The organism is Acinetobacter sp. 778_lipA (genome assembly GCF_058242985.1).
This window is the reverse complement of record NZ_JBZAYT010000001.1, coordinates 210,038-226,126: the sequence shown is the minus strand read 5'-3', so window position 1 is coordinate 226,126 and position 16,089 is coordinate 210,038. Positions and strand designations below refer to the sequence as shown.

Annotated in this window: 13 protein-coding genes and 4 tRNA genes; 11 read left to right on the top strand and 6 right to left on the bottom strand. The window is 37.2% G+C overall.

Translation table 11 applies throughout. From position 1 onward, the window contains the following. Window positions 1-61 precede the first annotated feature (61 nt). From AC4CUY_RS01125 to AC4CUY_RS01100, 6 genes are all read left to right on the top strand, one after another. Complete coding sequence (locus tag AC4CUY_RS01125) at window positions 62-1,903, top strand: long-chain-acyl-CoA synthetase (protein WP_336952227.1); 1,842 nt, start codon at window positions 62-64, stop codon at window positions 1,901-1,903. A 194-nt stretch (window positions 1,904-2,097) separates the two neighbouring features. Beyond that, window positions 2,098-2,173, top strand: a tRNA-Lys gene (locus AC4CUY_RS01120). Between the two features lie 92 nt (window positions 2,174-2,265). Further along, window positions 2,266-2,341 (top strand) — tRNA-Lys (locus AC4CUY_RS01115). A 93-nt stretch (window positions 2,342-2,434) separates the two neighbouring features. Then, a tRNA-Lys gene (locus AC4CUY_RS01110) sits at window positions 2,435-2,510 on the top strand. Between the two features lie 161 nt (window positions 2,511-2,671). After that, window positions 2,672-2,747, top strand: a tRNA-Lys gene (locus AC4CUY_RS01105). Between the two features lie 789 nt (window positions 2,748-3,536). Beyond that, on the top strand, window positions 3,537-3,731 hold the full coding sequence (locus tag AC4CUY_RS01100) for a TorF family putative porin (RefSeq protein WP_336952228.1): 195 nt from the start codon (window positions 3,537-3,539) through the stop codon (window positions 3,729-3,731). Between the two features lie 341 nt (window positions 3,732-4,072). Here AC4CUY_RS01100 and AC4CUY_RS01095 read toward each other — a convergent pair whose 3' ends face one another. Continuing rightward, window positions 4,073-4,744: a hypothetical protein gene (locus tag AC4CUY_RS01095; protein ID WP_336952229.1), complete on the bottom strand. Its 672-nt coding sequence runs from the start codon at window positions 4,742-4,744 to the stop codon at window positions 4,073-4,075. 325 nt (window positions 4,745-5,069) lie between these two features. On the opposite strand from AC4CUY_RS01095, the gene AC4CUY_RS01090 reads away from it, so the two are divergent. Then, complete coding sequence (locus AC4CUY_RS01090; RefSeq protein WP_004718168.1) at window positions 5,070-5,330, top strand: PspC domain-containing protein; 261 nt, start codon at window positions 5,070-5,072, stop codon at window positions 5,328-5,330. A gap of 90 nt (window positions 5,331-5,420) precedes the next feature. Here AC4CUY_RS01090 and AC4CUY_RS01085 read toward each other — a convergent pair whose 3' ends face one another. The 3 genes from AC4CUY_RS01085 to AC4CUY_RS01075 all read right to left on the bottom strand — a co-directional run bounded on the left by AC4CUY_RS01085 (window position 5,421) and on the right by AC4CUY_RS01075 (window position 8,984). Continuing rightward, window positions 5,421-6,521 carry an HPP family protein gene (locus AC4CUY_RS01085; protein ID WP_336952230.1) on the bottom strand — a complete coding sequence of 367 codons (1,101 nt, stop codon included), beginning with the start codon at window positions 6,519-6,521 and terminating at the stop codon, window positions 5,421-5,423. A 122-nt stretch (window positions 6,522-6,643) separates the two neighbouring features. Continuing rightward, complete coding sequence (locus AC4CUY_RS01080) at window positions 6,644-7,060, bottom strand: lysozyme inhibitor LprI family protein (RefSeq protein ID WP_419327036.1); 417 nt, start codon at window positions 7,058-7,060, stop codon at window positions 6,644-6,646. Window positions 7,061-7,499: 439 nt separating this feature from the next. Beyond that, window positions 7,500-8,984, bottom strand: coding sequence for an FAD-binding oxidoreductase (locus AC4CUY_RS01075; RefSeq protein WP_490773563.1), 1,485 nt, complete (start codon window positions 8,982-8,984; stop codon window positions 7,500-7,502). A 153-nt stretch (window positions 8,985-9,137) separates the two neighbouring features. Between AC4CUY_RS01075 and AC4CUY_RS01070 the strand changes: the two genes are divergently transcribed. Further along, complete coding sequence (locus AC4CUY_RS01070; protein WP_490773562.1) at window positions 9,138-9,656, top strand: exonuclease; 519 nt, start codon at window positions 9,138-9,140, stop codon at window positions 9,654-9,656. 56 nt (window positions 9,657-9,712) lie between these two features. Here AC4CUY_RS01070 and AC4CUY_RS01065 read toward each other — a convergent pair whose 3' ends face one another. Next, window positions 9,713-11,023, bottom strand: a complete 1,311-nt coding sequence (locus AC4CUY_RS01065; protein WP_490773561.1) for a tetratricopeptide repeat protein — start codon at window positions 11,021-11,023, stop codon at window positions 9,713-9,715. Between the two features lie 914 nt (window positions 11,024-11,937). Between AC4CUY_RS01065 and glyQ the strand changes: the two genes are divergently transcribed. From glyQ to AC4CUY_RS01050, 3 genes are all read left to right on the top strand, one after another. Then, on the top strand, window positions 11,938-12,915 hold the full coding sequence (glyQ, locus tag AC4CUY_RS01060; protein WP_004718182.1) for a glycine--tRNA ligase subunit alpha: 978 nt from the start codon (window positions 11,938-11,940) through the stop codon (window positions 12,913-12,915). Then, window positions 12,915-14,984: a glycine--tRNA ligase subunit beta gene (glyS, locus tag AC4CUY_RS01055; protein ID WP_419819668.1), complete on the top strand. Its 2,070-nt coding sequence runs from the start codon at window positions 12,915-12,917 to the stop codon at window positions 14,982-14,984. Before glyQ ends, glyS begins: the two co-directional genes overlap by 1 nt. 171 nt (window positions 14,985-15,155) lie before the next feature. Next, complete coding sequence (locus AC4CUY_RS01050; protein WP_419819669.1) at window positions 15,156-15,539, top strand: hypothetical protein; 384 nt, start codon at window positions 15,156-15,158, stop codon at window positions 15,537-15,539. A gap of 53 nt (window positions 15,540-15,592) precedes the next feature. Here AC4CUY_RS01050 and AC4CUY_RS01045 read toward each other — a convergent pair whose 3' ends face one another. Next, complete coding sequence (locus AC4CUY_RS01045; RefSeq protein WP_336952238.1) at window positions 15,593-15,985, bottom strand: hypothetical protein; 393 nt, start codon at window positions 15,983-15,985, stop codon at window positions 15,593-15,595. Window positions 15,986-16,089 lie beyond the last annotated feature (104 nt).

Here is a 16,089-nt window from a genome sequence, read left to right as displayed (position 1 = left end):
TAATGTGAGTCGATGATACTCTAAAAATTGTATTGGATTACGAAAAATAAATAGGATTGATATGAGTCAAACAACACAGGCCGATCTCATCGGATTTACTGATGTCGCAGAGCGCTTACCACAGCTCATCAATAAGCTTCCCAATATCCTGACTGGACTTAAACAAGCTTATATCAGAACACCCAATACGCCTGCTGGGCTAGGTCTTGCTTTTGAACGTGCTGTAAAACGCAATCCTTATGGTGATGCCTTATTATTTGAAGATCAACGCTATAGTTATAAAGAGCTGAATAACTGGGCCAATCAAATTGCACACTTTTATCTTTCTATTGGCATAAAAAAAGGCGATGCGATCACGGTGATGATCGAAAATCGTCCTGAACTGATTGCGACCGTGATTGCACTGGCAAAAATTGGCGTAACAACAGCTTTAGTCAATACCTCACAAACAGGTAAAGTGTTGACACATAGTATCAACTTGGTCAATCCTGTTGCGGTGATCGTCGGTGAAGAATGCCGTGCTGCGGTAGATGAGATTCGTCAAGACTTAAACATTGCTCTAGACCGTCTACATTGGTTTGCAGATCAAAATACAATGCAAGAACCAGGTACAGCACCTCAAGGCTTTATCAATCTCGCTGAAAAAATTCAACAATTTCCAAAATTCAATCCTTCGACTACACAAAGTGTCAAAGGGAAAGATGGCTTGTTTTATATCTATACCTCTGGCACAACCGGTTTACCTAAAGCTGTGGTATTTACCAACAGTCGTTGGACATTGGCCTACGGAACATATGGTCATGTCTTAAACTTAGGTGAAGATGACGTGATGTACTGCACTTTACCGCTTTACCATGCAACAGGTATGGTAGTGTGCTGGTGTGGTGCAATTGCAGGCGGTTCAGCTTTGGCAATCCGTCGTAAATTCTCTACCTCTGCATTCTGGTCTGATGTCAAAAAGTTTAATGCGTCGGCAATTGGTTATGTCGGTGAACTTTGCCGCTACCTCATGGATGCACCTGCTTCAGAACTTGATCATACGCACCGTGTCACTAAAATGATCGGTAATGGTATGCGTCCAAATATTTGGGGCAAATTTAAAGAACGCTTTGGTATCGAAGAAATTTTAGAACTTTATGCCTCTAGTGAAGGAAATGTAGGCTTCAGTAATGTTTTTAATTTTAACAATACTGTTGGCTTCTCACCTACACCTTATGCCATCGTCCAGTTTGATAAAGAAAAAAATGAAGCCATTCGCGACAGTCATGGTATATGTCAAAAAGTCAAAAAAGGTGAAGTAGGCTTATTGATTGGTAAAATCACCAAGCGTTCCCCTTTTGATGGCTATACAGATCCTGAAAAGAACAAGTCAGTGATCATGAAAGATGTCTTTAAAAAGGGCGATTCTTACTTTATTACTGGTGACTTGGTTCGTGATATTGGTTTCCGACACGCTCAATTTGTCGATCGCCTTGGTGATACTTTCCGCTGGAAAGGTGAAAATGTTTCGACCACTGAAGTTGAAAATATTTGTAGTGAATACCCTAAAATTACAGAAGCTGTAGTTTACGGCGTTGAAATTCCAAATACCAATGGTCGAGCAGGTATGGCTGCCATTACTTTACATGATGGGGAAGAACTGACTGAACAGGATTTAAGCCAGCTTGCAGCCGAGTTTAAAAAGAACTTGCCAGCCTATGCAGTTCCAGTATTTTTACGTATCCAACAAATTGTAGAAACGACGGGTACATTTAAATATCAGAAAAATAAATTAAAGGAACAATCCTTTAATCCTGAAAAAACCTCTGATCGTATATTGGTATTACTGCCAAGTGCCAATGCCTATTGCGATGTCACTCCAGAGGTTTTTGCCAATATAGAAGCTTATAAATACCGTTTCTAAACTAAAAGCCCTGATTTCAGGGCTTTTTTAGTTCATTTTGTGTTATTTATAACCGAACGTTGCAAACTTTCTTAATTTTTACTTGCGCTCTATCAATATCTTGCTAAAATACGCTCCATCAAAACAAAGTGGTGTTTAAAAACTTTTTAGTTTTCTTGCACTACATATTCAAGCCTAGCTTGGATGAAGGTTCAGGGTCGTTAGCTCAGCTGGTAGAGCAGCGGACTTTTAATCCGTTGGTCCCGCGTTCGAATCGCGGACGACCCACCACTTAATTGTTTTGACCTGTAAATGGATAGCGATAGAAAATTTTCAATTTTCACAAATATCGAGTAAAGCACTGCTTTACACGTCCTCACTCAGGGTCGTTAGCTCAGCTGGTAGAGCAGCGGACTTTTAATCCGTTGGTCCCGCGTTCGAATCGCGGACGACCCACCATCTTTATGTTTTAACCTGTAAATAGATACCGATAGAAAATTCTCGATTTTCACTAATGTCGGGTAAAGCATCGCGCTTTACACATCTCCCTCAGGGTCGTTAGCTCAGCTGGTAGAGCAGCGGACTTTTAATCCGTTGGTCCCGCGTTCGAATCGCGGACGACCCACCATTCTTTCTTAGGGCTTCTTTCTGTACGGTTAAAGTACTACAATAGAAACGAAACCTGCAAATATTCCGACCAAAACCAAACATCTGCATTAGATGCTTCGCCACCCTCGAAAATTTTGCTTCATCATTTGTTCTCGTTTAACTATGGCTTAGACACGTTCAGGGTTGTTAGCTCAGTTGGTAGAGCAGTAGACTCTTAATCTATTGGTCGTGGGTTCGAACCCCACACAACCCACCAGATTTTTAACAAACTTATCCTCATTAAAATAAGTCCACTTAAATTTTTTACAACAGCACGATGTCATCAAATTTATTGTTTTATCATTCAATCAATACTAAAAATTAATACTCAAAAATATAAACTTAAATTTGAGTCAACTGATTCAACTATAAATAGCCAAACCTACAATCGTAATCAAATGACACAACCCAACCAGATCGTAAATCAATCACGTATATTAGCGTGACACAGATTTTCAAGAATTGCCTGAATCTTACTATTTTCCATAGATGTTATGGACATAAGGAATCTATCCCATAAATAAAAAAGTTATAACCAATCTGTGAATTGGGTTAAATTTTATATTCAGTATCAGGCCCTAAGTTTTTTTAAATTAGGGCTAAAAGAGACTGAATAGTGTAGTAGTTACTCCATCGCAAAGAAATCAAAATTATTTATGAAATCACCTTAAAATTTCAAATCAAGATCATCTAATATTTTGAAAAAATTAAGGCCAGAATAACCATGAACAAATTAAAGAAAAAGTATCCCAAGCCTGTATTTGTTCAATATTCAATATCGATATATACATCTGCTTGAATATCACTTGAATTGAGTAAAACAATGGGTTAAAAACCAATCAACAATCTGTAGTTGAAAAATGACGTTTAAATAAAAAGAATTTTTACGAAAAGTAAATCAATATGATTAAACCAATAATTTTATCGGTAATACTGACAACAATGGTAACCCATTCTGCTGTGTCCACAGAAATGGAACATGCAGCGGGTCTTAGCTTAAGTGGTTATGCCGCACTCGCAACAGACTACGTTTCCGTGGTCTAACCAATCTAATGATCCTACGCTACAAGGAAGCTTTGTACTGTCACATGACTCGGATTTATACGGTGGAATCTTTACTGCCGATACGGACTTCGGTGATTCAGCATCACTACATTTTGAATTTACCTCATATATTGACTATAACACGGCATTAAATTGATCTAAACAAATTAAACCTCTACTAGATTTGAGCTATAACCCATTTAACTACCTAGGTTGGTCAGATTGAGCATGGCATGAGTTTTCAGCACGTTTAACATTTGATAACGTATTTTGGGGTAAAGATAGTCTCTTAACCCATATTAATTATAGTAATGACTAAATTGAATTTATAGGTCATGCATAGAACTTAACCTTAGGCTATTCAGTACCATTGGCTGAAACAGATTTTGGTCTGACTTCAAGTATTGGTTATTCTATCATTCTAGATAAAGGCTCATTGTTTGATCTTATTTTTGATTGTTTAGCTTTTCAATTATCAATTATTTAACTACTAATATTTTAATTATCAAATTTCTTTAACACATAGGCTTTTGTTGGTGCGGTATGGTGTTGACTAAAATAGAGCCGATTTTCTTCAGTTCCATTAATAATTTTATCAATATCCATCACCAAATCATTTTGTTCATCCACTTTATAATAGAACTGGATCCCTTCAATTCGGTTAATCACGATTTCATGATTTAGCTCATCATAGATCCAAGTATTTTTTTGATAAGCACGATTCGATTTTATATCATTATTTTCGTATGTTATTTTCCCCATATAAACAAAGGTGCGATGTGCAGTGCCGTCTGGAAGTAAGTTAATAATAAACTCTGCACTGCCTTTATCACATTTGGCGAATGGATCTTCACAGCTCATTTGTACATGATAACGCCCCACAAATGCCTCAGCTTTTGTAGGAAGTTCCCCACTTTGCTGATCTTGACTCTGCATATCTACTACAGCAGGTAGAGTTGCTTGACCCGCAAGGTCTGTTAGTTTTTTTCCTTCGCTTGAATGAGCATGTTGCGGTGTTTCTTGTAACGCAAGCTCACTCGATGAATTTTGTGTGTCAGATGTACCTTGTTGTTTATCATTTGATTTTGAGGAATCACAAGCACTCAGTACTGTACAAATACTGATACCTAGAATTCGAAAAAAATTTACTTTATGAAAAGTTAAATACATAAATCCAAATAACCCAATTGCACAGCACCAGCAACATCAAATATTAACCTACGTATATATTATTGTGTTACACCAGTTCTCGAAATCTTAATGATGTATTTTTTACAAAAGTATAAAAAACGTATTTGTCTCAACCACCCACTACAGAGGTTTGGACACTTTTTACATTATTTTTAATGATTTAAGTGGCCCTGTTACACAGTCTTAACAATTTTAATCGGTGATTCACTTGAAGAATCAAACAGAAACGCCACTATTTAATAATATAAATTCATTTTTAAATTTTTAATCATGAATGATGATGAATTATTTTAAGGAGATTTAAATGGCCAATTCTGGTTTATATCGTTCAAGCCGTCACAATATGATCGCCGGTGTAATGGGCGGTATTGCTGAACGTTTTGGTTGGAATGTAACATTGCTGCGAATTATTTTCGTGATCGTTTCATGTTTGAGCGCAGCTTTTCCAGGTATTCTGGTGTATTTGGTGCTTTGGTTAATTATGCCCAAACAAAAATTGCAGCTAAATGAACCGCAAAGCTATGAGCGCCCTGTACGAACTATTTATGAAGAGAAGACCCATTAATTGAATTTGATTTAAAGGTATTACCCTTTTCAGCTACAACAGTTCCCCCAAACTGCTGTAGCTTTTTTTATATCGCATCTTTTTATAGTATCATTGTGCATTATTTAGTTGTTGCTGCAATGCTGCGATCATATCTGCGCGACTAATGATCCCGACCATTTTTTGATGATCAACTACAGGGATATAATTAAAAGAGCGTTCAACGAAATAAGGCACCAAGTCTTGAATTGGTTGCATCGGCTGTACAGTGACCACTTGTCGATTCATAATTTGTTTGACCAAATTTTCCCAAGGGGCACGAGCATCAGCAGCGCGTTTAAACCATTCTACAATTTCATACAATGCCAATGTACCAACCAACTCCCGATCAGTATTGATCACTGGCAAACTCATCAAATTCACACGTTTAAACTTATCTAAAGCTTGATGAATATCATCTTGCTCATCTAGGCTCATGACATCTTTGCTCATAATATCTTGGCAAAGGTATTGATGTACTGCCCTTGCATTGGCCTTTTCTTGTGCTTCTAAAATGATTTTTTGTAAGTCATACTCACTAATATCTAAAAGCTGTGTCTGTTGTTCTAACACATCTTGAATATCTTGCGGTTGAATGGTGACTTTCTGTGTCGGCGTTGGATCCTTAGAACGTGTATTGAGCTGTGCAACTTGTGGATATTGCTTTCCCAACATACGATTAAAAATGATCGCAATCACCAGCAGCAAGACTGAATTGAGTAATACTGGGTAAAAGATAAATTGATAACCCAACTGATGAATAGAAGCGCCACCCAACACGGCAGTAATCGCCACCGCACCACTTGGCGGATGCAATGAATCTGTACTCATCATCAAGAAGATCGACAATGCAACAGCAACACTAAATGCCTCGGTTGGATTGGAAATAAAGATGGTACAAGTCACGCCGACTAAACCTGCGATGGTATTCCCCACCACCATATTCCAGGGTTGTGATAAAGGGCTTGCGGGTACAGCAAAGAGCAATACCGAGGACGCGCCCATCGGTGCGATATACCATGCATTAAATCCACCGAGTACATACCAACTGACCAATGATGACACTGCTAATCCAAGCAGTGCACCAACACCACAGACTAAACGATCTTTTAGCGGTAAAACTTTAAAATTGGGTTTTAAGGTATTTAACCATTCAAGTTGCGTATGAAACACGACAGTCCTGCGCTTTAACACGTTTTAAAGTGTGAATTATACGATGTTGTGATTATAAGATATATTTATTATCTATCTTAAATGGATAAATTTTCCAAGGATATTTCTCATCCACTGATTTTTCACTGAGCATATTCAGTCAATTGATCAAGTCTTTTCCCATATTCTTGCATTGGACAAAACTCATACATGGGTGAACCAATATAGCTTCCAGCATTTTGGCACTCCTGATCAACATAAGCTTTCCATAAGCGTTGTGATTTCATGATATCGTTATAACGTTCTTGCTGATGGTCTATCTGGCTCTGTTTTTTGATCTGATCGAGAACTTTGACAATTTCCTTTTCATAATATGCCCTACTCTGATTACTACACGATTCAACCACAGCATTGTTGATGTTTCCTAAAGCCAGTTTTTCGATAGTTTGTTCAACACATTGGTTATATACATCGGGTGAAGCAACACTCTGTTCTGCATAAGCCGATATTGAACAAATAGTTGTAGATAAAATCATCATGATTATGCATGCTTTTATCATATTTATTCCTTTGTTGTTTTGATCATGGCTCAATATAGCAATAAATCGATTTTAAAGGCTTTGTTTTTAGCACCCAGTCTGAGCTTAATCCTATTGGTCGCGTTTTTCCTTTTTATGAATCATCAATATGATATACAGTCTCTACTCACAATATTTGGTATTAGCTTAATCGTTTATCTGATTTATTGCGTTATAGTCATTCCAGTTGCTTCTGTCATTTCACTTTGGCTTGCACATCAGTATTGGCTTAATTTTTTCAGTATTTTCGTCGGTTCACTATTGATGTGGTTAATTGTCAACATCATTGGCTATCTTGTTTTTACTGGATCATTGCCTACACCACTATGGAAACTATTGAGCGATTGGTTTTTTTATGCAATTTCTGTATTTGCAGGGTGCTGTTATTGGGGTTTATTAAAAGTATTTTCCAGACCATCATTCACGACTCACGATAATGTAGATAGAACTGATTACTAAAAATCTCCTCTGGATCATATTTTTTCTTCAAACTAAAAAAAGCATCCGTTTGCGGATAGGCTAAACGCATCTTGTCGCGACTCACATGTAAGCGATAAGGCAAATAAAATGTGCCTTGATTTTTAAGTGTAATATCAACCAATTGCTGAGTCAGTTGTTGCATATCCTGCTCTTGTTGTGCAGTCTTCTTTTGATTAAACAGAAACACCAAGCCAAAAACATCCTCTCGGGCATAATTCATAAATGCATCATGATCATGTTCAACTTCACGAATCGTGATATTGAGTAGATCCACTTTTTTAGTTTTTAAAACGGGCTTGAGATCTTGAATAAACTGAGCCAAGTGCTGCTTTGGAATAAAATATTCATGCAATAGATCGGTTGAATGGATATCTTTATTTTCAATCAAGGCGGCATCTTCACTTAGAATTTCATTACGACTAAATGTCGCATAAGGCGATACTGAATTCAGACTACTTTCTAGATCCCAACGTAGCCGTTTGCCGTATTCACTATCAACAGAACCACGAAACACAATTCGCTTGGTTTCAGCATTTTTACTTTGTTGTTGTGATAATGCCAAAGGTTTTTTATCAATTTTTTCAAAATAGTTTAAGGTTGCCTGCTGTAAAAAATGTTTATCTGAAATACGTAAACGACCATAAGCAAATTGTACATTTGGATTATTACTGACAATCTTTTGGTACGCCTTTACATAGTCTTCAGGTAAAACTGAAATTGATTGAAATGTTAAAGCAACATTATCAACAACTTTTAATTTTACATCGAGAATAATGCCAAATAATCCATAGCCACCAATTACCAATTTAAATAGTTCAGGATGTTCTGTACGACTACATTTTACAATATCTCCCTCTGCATTCATCAAGGTAAATGATTCAACACTGGATGAAATCGGGGGTGAATTCTTTTGCCATCCATGCCCATTGACACTGATCGAACCGCCAATCGAGAAATTACTAAAAGATTGCATCACTGCGATTGATTTGCCATAGCGGTCTAGATACCGAAGGGCCTCTTCCCATGTTGCACCCGAGCCAATCGTGAGAATATTAGTTTTCTCATCAAAGCTCATATGGTTATAGGGCAACATATTCAGTGCTATACCATCAGGGTAAATCGTATGCCCGCCCATACTGTGCTTAGCCCCTGCAATCGAGACTTTTAGATGATGTTCAGCTGCATATTTAAGCAAAGTTTTAAGCTGTCGTTGAATCACTTCGGGTGTACTTTCAACATCCACAATTTTATGCACTTTTGTCAAATTAAGATGACTGGCATCATCCCGATAGCCTGTAGGAATATGCTCAATTCCTTGTTGCTCATTGATTTTTGTTTTAAAAAGGTGAATTGCAGGAATAGAAATAACTGCCAATACAATAAGGAGAAGGCTTAGCCAAAGTTTGTTTTTCTGTACTTTTTGCATAATCAATGATTTAAAAATGTTTTAAATTTATTCAATAATTTATAAGCTATAAATATTAAAAAAGCAAAATACCGATAAAGTTTGTCAGCGATTAAAATCATCATTTATAATGACTTCCAGCATAAAAACAATATCTTAAAATAAGGAAAATATATGGCTTATATTAAGGTGGACATCGAAGCAGAGGGTCCAATTCCCGGTGATTACTCAATGATTGCGCTAGGTGCAGTGTTGGTCGAAGATCACTTACATCAACAATTCTACGGTTTACTTAAACCAATTTCCGAGAATTATATTCCTCAAGCTCTCGCAGTTTCAGGCTTTAGTCGTGAAGATACCCTAAGCTTTAACAATCCTGAGCATGTTATGAAAGACTTTGCCAAGTGGGTGAGCAAAGTCAGTAAAGATCGCCCTATTTTTATTAGCGATAATAATGGTTTTGACTGGATGTTTGTCTGTTGGTACTTTCATCATTTTACTGGCAGTAATCCGTTTGGATTTAGTTCACAAAATTTAGGCAGTTTGTATAAAGGACTGGTCAAAGATAGCTTTCAAAGTTTTAAGCATTTACGCAAAACAGCACATACCCATAACCCTGTTGACGATGCCAAAGGCAATGCTGAGGCTTTATTGGCATTGAAAAAGGATTATGGATTGAACATTAAGTTTTAGATATAGCTCAGATTAGTGAGCCATGACTCAAGACTAATCTTTGCTAAAGAAAGTTTTTAATACATTCGCTGCATTAATCGCAAATCTTCAGGTTTTGGAATCTCACCTGTTTGTCCTAAAGCATGATATTTTTTAGTTAAATCTTCACGAACTAACTTCGCTTTTTCAGGATTTTTAGCAATGCCTTTGATTCCATTTTCCAAACGATCTAAAAAGTAGATACCCACTAATATATTGTCCTGTTCATAATATTTTTGATACAACTCCATCGCTCTTTTTGGATCTGCCTTGATCAAATTCCCTTGCTCATAATAGAGTGGTAGGTTCAACTGTGCGCGTTCATGCCCTGCTTCAGCTGCTTTTGCCAACCACTCCATTGAAAGTTGAGGATTGTAAATTTTCCACTGCTCCTGAGCATATAATTCTGACAAAGTAAAATAAGCAGATTTTGGGTCTTGATCATGCTTTGCGTTTTCAGTTTCTTCAAATAACTCTATTTCATAAGTCAGATCTTCAAACTTTTTATCCGTTTTTAATAATCTTACAATTGCCTGTTGTGCTGGAATGTTATTTTCATCTGCTCGGGTCGCAATTTTGTAATAATTCATAGCTTCACCCAAATGTGCTTTTAAATAAGGCTTTTGTTCTGCCATTTGTCCCATCATAAAACCGACAAAACCACCTGCATCAAATTGTAACGAATAGATACGCCAAGCTTTTTTCCAATATTTTAAAGCCTTTGCTTCATTCACCTCTGTGCCTATACCATACGCATAGGCATAACTTAAATATGCCCATATTGGAGTTGGATAATCATCATTATCCCCCATGTGTTTTTCGATGGTATGAAATATACGAACTGCTGTTTCTTTTCTATCTGGATCAGCACAATGCTGATTAAGTACAGGGTAGAAAATATAGGCTTCTGAATTTCTCTTTCCAACTGCATCAAGCAGCAACTCAAAAGCCTGTTGTTGATCAATAGCAACTTTATCGCCGTAATATAATTTTTGTGCTTTAACCATTAGGTTATAGGCTTCTAATTCTTCAGGCTCTACTTCAGATACATCTTTTTGGGTCGGTTTCATCTGCTTTTTCTGTTCTTCTGAGAGCCCCAATTGACCAAATAAAGTCTCTAAAGTTTGATTAATCATTTTTGCATTTGGATAACCTTCTATGGGTGATTGAACATACAACTCCCACAATACTTTTTGATCAAATCCTTTATTTATTTGATAAAACTCTTTAAAAATAGGCGCTGTTTGTGGGGCGAAACAAGGGGCTTCTTCTATATTTACTGCATAACTTGATGTTGTAGATATAAAACCTAAAGTCGCTATGCACATAAAATAATTGAATTTTTTCATATTAAGATTGCTCATTTTGATATAAAAATTAAATTTATAAATTTTTAAAAAAGTATTTTTCAAATTATATATAAAATAATTCAATTAGTTAATTTTATTTTAAAACAAATTATTCAATATTTTGACAAGAACCGCTAGCATTGAAAAACCCTGCAGTTTGAAAATTAAGTTTTAATTAGCCCTTTCTAATTTTGTTACAGCCCAATAATGATCTTGTGCATTTTATCATCCTCTAAATTCGCCCCTATGATTTCTAAATAATTCATTTACTTAACATTGAATGAAGCATTGTGACATCGTCATGATGAACTTCCGACATTCAGCTTTTGAAGCGCTCTCCACCTTTACAAAGTTCATGAATATAAATTTTTTATGTTAATATCAAATATATAATTTAACTTATTTAATTTTACCAATGAACAAAATAACCCATTTCATCATTTTAGCTTCTTCGTTTTTCCTTGCTGCATGTAGTACATCAAATGAACCCGTAATTTTAGAAACAAAGCAAATTGCAATGACGGGCGAACCATCAAGCACACTTTAACTTACCCTAATTAAAAAAGATAAAATCTGTATCTTAAAAGCAAAAACCACTTCTAAAAAAACACCCACAATAGAAAAAGATTGGGCTTTTTTTAGGGAAGATCTCATTTTAATATCTGAAAATTCAAGCTCGGAACCCGTAATCAATAGCGATGCTTCAGATGCAAAAATTGAAGAGCACATTGAGGAAATGAAAATAAGAAAAGAGGCCAAAGAAATGAAAAGTTTTATCTCAAAAGAAAATCTGAAAAAATGCACATAAGTTGATCTGCGATAAGAATCAATATTTATAGACTAACCTTTGCCACACCTCCCCAAAATCCTTATACTTAGAACCAATTTTTTCTAATACTTATAGTGGATGCTGCATGAGTCGCGCCATATCGCATATTGATACATTCCAAGGCTTAATTCTTGCCTTACAAAACTACTGGGCTGAACAAGGTTGTGTGGTGTTACAACCTTACGATATGGAAATGGGCGCAGGGACATTCCACACTGCAACATTCTTACGTGCGCTTGGGCCAGAAACATGGAACGCAGCATACGTTCAACCCTCACGTCGTCCTAAAGACGGCCGTTATGGCGAAAACCCAAACCGTTTACAACACTACTATCAATTCCAAGTGGTGCTTAAACCGAATCCTGACAATATCCAACAACTGTATCTAGACTCTTTAGAAGCGATTGGTATTGACACGCTTACACATGACATTCGTTTTGTAGAAGACAACTGGGAATCTCCAACATTGGGCGCTTGGGGCTTAGGTTGGGAAGTGTGGTTAAACGGTATGGAAGTGACTCAGTTTACTTACTTCCAACAAGTTGGTGGGGTTGAATGCTACCCAGTCACAGGTGAAATCACTTACGGCCTTGAACGTCTAGCAATGTACTTACAAGGCGTCGATTCAGTTTATGATTTAGTTTGGACCAAAGGCCAATTTGGTACAGTCACCTACGGTGATGTATTCCATCAAAACGAAGTAGAGCAATCAACTTATAACTTTGAATATGCCAACGTTGAAAAAATGTTTGAGCTCTTCGATTTTTATGAAGCTGAAGCAACCCGTTTAATGGAAGCGGAACTTCCACTTCCAGCATATGAGCAAGTCATCAAAGCATCACACAGCTTTAACTTACTCGATGCACGTGGTGCTATTTCTGTCACTGAACGTCAACGTTATATTTTACGTGTGCGTACTTTGGCACGCTCTATTGCACAAAGCTATGTGGCTGCTCGTGCCAAACTCGGTTTCCCAATGGCTGAACCGCATTTACGTGACGAAGTGCTTGCACAGTTAAAGGCACAAGTTGAAGCAGAAGCAAAAGCTGAGGAGAATAAATAATGTCTAAACATACCGTTTTATTCGAACTTGGCTGTGAAGAATTACCACCTAAAAGCTTAAAGACCTTACGTGATGCATTACAAGCTGAAACGGTTAAAGGTTTAAAAGACGCTGGTTTGGCATTTGATTCAATTGAAGCTTATGCAGCACCACGTCGTTTGGCATTAAAAATTGTCAATGTCGATGGTGCACAAGCAGACACTCAAAAGCGTTTTGATGGTCCTGCCCTACAAGCAGCTTATGATGCAGAAGGCAAACCAACCAAAGCCTTAGAAGGCTTTATGCGTGGTCAAGGCATTACTGCGGATCAAGTATCAACTTTCCAAGCGGGTAAAGTTGAAAAAGTTTGTTATTTAAAAGATGTGAAAGGTCAAAGTCTTGACGCTTTACTTCCACAAATTTTACAAACCGCACTGGATAACTTACCCATCGCAAAACGTATGCGTTCTGCGGCAAGCCGGACTGAATTTGTTCGCCCAGTGAAATGGGTGGTCTTGTTAAAAGACAATGATGTGATTGATGCAACGATTCAGGATCATAAAGCGGGCAATCTGACCTATGGTCACCGTTTCCATGCCCCTGAAGCGATTTCATTAACCAACTCAGATGATTATTTGCCGAAATTAAAAGCAGCACATGTCGTGGCTTCTTTTGAAGAGCGTCAAGCGATCATTGACCAACAAGTTAAAGCTTTGGCTGATGAAGTTAATGCGATTGCCATCGTTCCTGCGGACCTGCGTGATGAAGTCACTGCATTGGTTGAATGGCCTGTTGCGTTACGTGCAAGCTTTGAAGAACGTTTCCTTGCCGTACCTCAAGAAGCTTTGATTACCACGATGCAAGACAACCAGAAGTATTTCTGCTTGGTCAATGCAGCGCATAAATTACAGCCTTATTTCATTACTGTTTCCAATATTGAGTCTAAAGATCCGACTCAAATCATTGAGGGTAATGAAAAAGTGGTACGCCCTCGTTTGTCTGATGCAGAGTTTTTCTTCTTACAAGACCAAAAGCAACCACTTGCTTCTCGCAAAGAAAAATTAGCCAATATGGTCTTCCAAGCACAATTGGGCACACTTTGGAACAAGTCTGAACGTATTGCAAAATTGGCTGTGGCGTTATCTGCAATCACGGGTGCAAATCCTACTGATGCTGAAAAAGCTGCACTGCTTGCAAAATGCGACTTAACTTCAGAGTTAGTCGGTGAATTCCCTGAACTTCAAGGAATCGCGGGAACTTATTACGCACGTATTGAAGGCGAAAATGATGAAGTTGCTGAAGCTTTAGGTGAGCAATATTTACCTAAGTTTGCTGGCGATGTTCTACCAAAAACGAAAACAGGTACAACCATTGCCCTTGCTGATCGTTTAGATACCCTCACAGGTATTTTCGGGATTGGTCAAGCACCGACGGGTTCGAAAGATCCATTTGCTTTACGTCGCTCTGCGATTGGTATCTTACGTTTGGTGATTGAAAATAATCTTGATGTTTCGATTGAAGAACTGATCAAGCTTGCTTTGGCTGCTTATGGTGATGTATTGAAAGATCATACGAAGACTTTAGCCGATGCTGTCGCATTCCTTGAAGGTCGTTACCGTGCTAAGTACGAAGACCAAGGTGTTGCTGTTGATGTGATTCAAGCTGTTCAAGCACTTTCGCCAAAATCTCCACTTGATTTTGATAAGCGTGTGACGGCGGTAAATCATTTCCGTGACTTGCCAGAAGCTGCTGCTTTGGCTGCTGCCAATAAGCGTGTTGCCAATATCTTGGCAAAAGAAGCTGCACCTACAGGTGAGATTGTTGAAGCTAAATTAGTTGAAGATGCTGAAAAGGCGCTTTATACCGAGATTCAAAATATCAAACCTGCAGTTCAACCACTTTTGGACGCGAAAGACTACACCACTGCGCTTTCTAAGTTGGCTGCGCTTCGTGCACCGATTGATGCATTCTTTGAGAATGTGATGGTGATGGCAGATGATGCAGAACTCAAAGCAAACCGTTTACGTTTACTTGCACAGTTACGTGACTTGTTTACAAGCGTTGCAGATATTTCGGTGTTACAGCACTAAGTAGAAATATAAATTATAACCCGCTTCCGAGCGGGTTTATTTTTAGTTTTCGCTTTCCAAAACGCATAAATAAATGAAAACATAACAATAAAAATTAACAATCTAAAACTAAATATTCCCAATACATTGTATAGACTCAATTGATCAAGTTAAGTTTAAGATCAAAAGCATATGAATTCTAAAATATTATTATCTATACCTTTAATAGTGATCACTCTCACCGCCTGCTCAACCACACTCACCAATCCAAACGCTCCAACTGTTTTAGAACAACATAAAAATATCTCTGCTGAACCAAGCACAAAACATAACCTTGCCAAACTCATCAAACAAACAGACAACTGTGTCATCGAATTTACTGGCAACTTTGAAACGGGTAAAGCCACAGAACATTGGATTTTTAAAGGTGATCAGCTCATCTCTGCATTTTCAAATGTAGATGCTGAAGTCGAAAATAAACAAACTGTTTTTGACCCAAAAGATGCTGAAAAGCAAAAAAACTTCAACTCACTTAAAAATAACTTTAAAATATCAAATCTTGAAAAATGTAATTAATCTCAGTACTTCGCTTTAATACTTCGTTGAAGCTAAAAGGGCTAAATACAAAGTTATTTCGCTCTTTTAGCCACATAATTCACAGGATATATCCAAATGAGAACGCCAATCAATCCAATCACAGCAAAAATGAAACTATTTGGAAGGTAATTAGCAAACCAATAATAAATTGGATTTAATCCCAATTTAAACGAATTCATCATTGTGTATAGCATTGCAATTATTAGCACATGGGGCAAAATCAAATGCCCAATAAATAGCTGATATTTCTTAAAATATTTTGCAAAATAAAAGCTTGGAATCAAGTAAATTAAAAATACCGCGCCCATAATGCCCCAACCCATTATTTGATGGCTGGAAGACAGTTCATCGCCACAACCACAGGCAAAACTCGGTTTTAAACTCAATATAAAGGTGAGAAATATCAGGATTATTATATTTTTCATTATGATGATTAAATCAACAATTTAACCCAAAGCTTATGTCGTTTTTGTTTTAATAACAAGCTGGAAATTATTACAGAAAATTCTTTTATCATCATTCTCACATT

Coding starts and splice junctions, on each gene's coding strand:
- AC4CUY_RS01125 (WP_336952227.1), top strand. CDS start 62: ATGAGTCAAACAACACAGGCCGATCTCATCGGATTTACTGATGTCGCA.
- AC4CUY_RS01100 (WP_336952228.1), top strand. CDS start 3,537: ATGCCGCACTCGCAACAGACTACGTTTCCGTGGTCTAACCAATCTAAT.
- AC4CUY_RS01095 (WP_336952229.1), bottom strand. CDS start 4,744: ATGTATTTAACTTTTCATAAAGTAAATTTTTTTCGAATTCTAGGTATC.
- AC4CUY_RS01090 (WP_004718168.1), top strand. CDS start 5,070: ATGGCCAATTCTGGTTTATATCGTTCAAGCCGTCACAATATGATCGCC.
- AC4CUY_RS01080 (WP_419327036.1), bottom strand. CDS start 7,060: ATGATAAAAGCATGCATAATCATGATGATTTTATCTACAACTATTTGT.
- AC4CUY_RS01075 (WP_490773563.1), bottom strand. CDS start 8,984: ATGCAAAAAGTACAGAAAAACAAACTTTGGCTAAGCCTTCTCCTTATT.
- AC4CUY_RS01070 (WP_490773562.1), top strand. CDS start 9,138: ATGGCTTATATTAAGGTGGACATCGAAGCAGAGGGTCCAATTCCCGGT.
- AC4CUY_RS01065 (WP_490773561.1), bottom strand. CDS start 11,023: ATGAAAAAATTCAATTATTTTATGTGCATAGCGACTTTAGGTTTTATA.
- glyQ (WP_004718182.1), top strand. CDS start 11,938: ATGAGTCGCGCCATATCGCATATTGATACATTCCAAGGCTTAATTCTT.
- glyS (WP_419819668.1), top strand. CDS start 12,915: ATGTCTAAACATACCGTTTTATTCGAACTTGGCTGTGAAGAATTACCA.
- AC4CUY_RS01050 (WP_419819669.1), top strand. CDS start 15,156: ATGAATTCTAAAATATTATTATCTATACCTTTAATAGTGATCACTCTC.
- AC4CUY_RS01045 (WP_336952238.1), bottom strand. CDS start 15,985: ATGAAAAATATAATAATCCTGATATTTCTCACCTTTATATTGAGTTTA.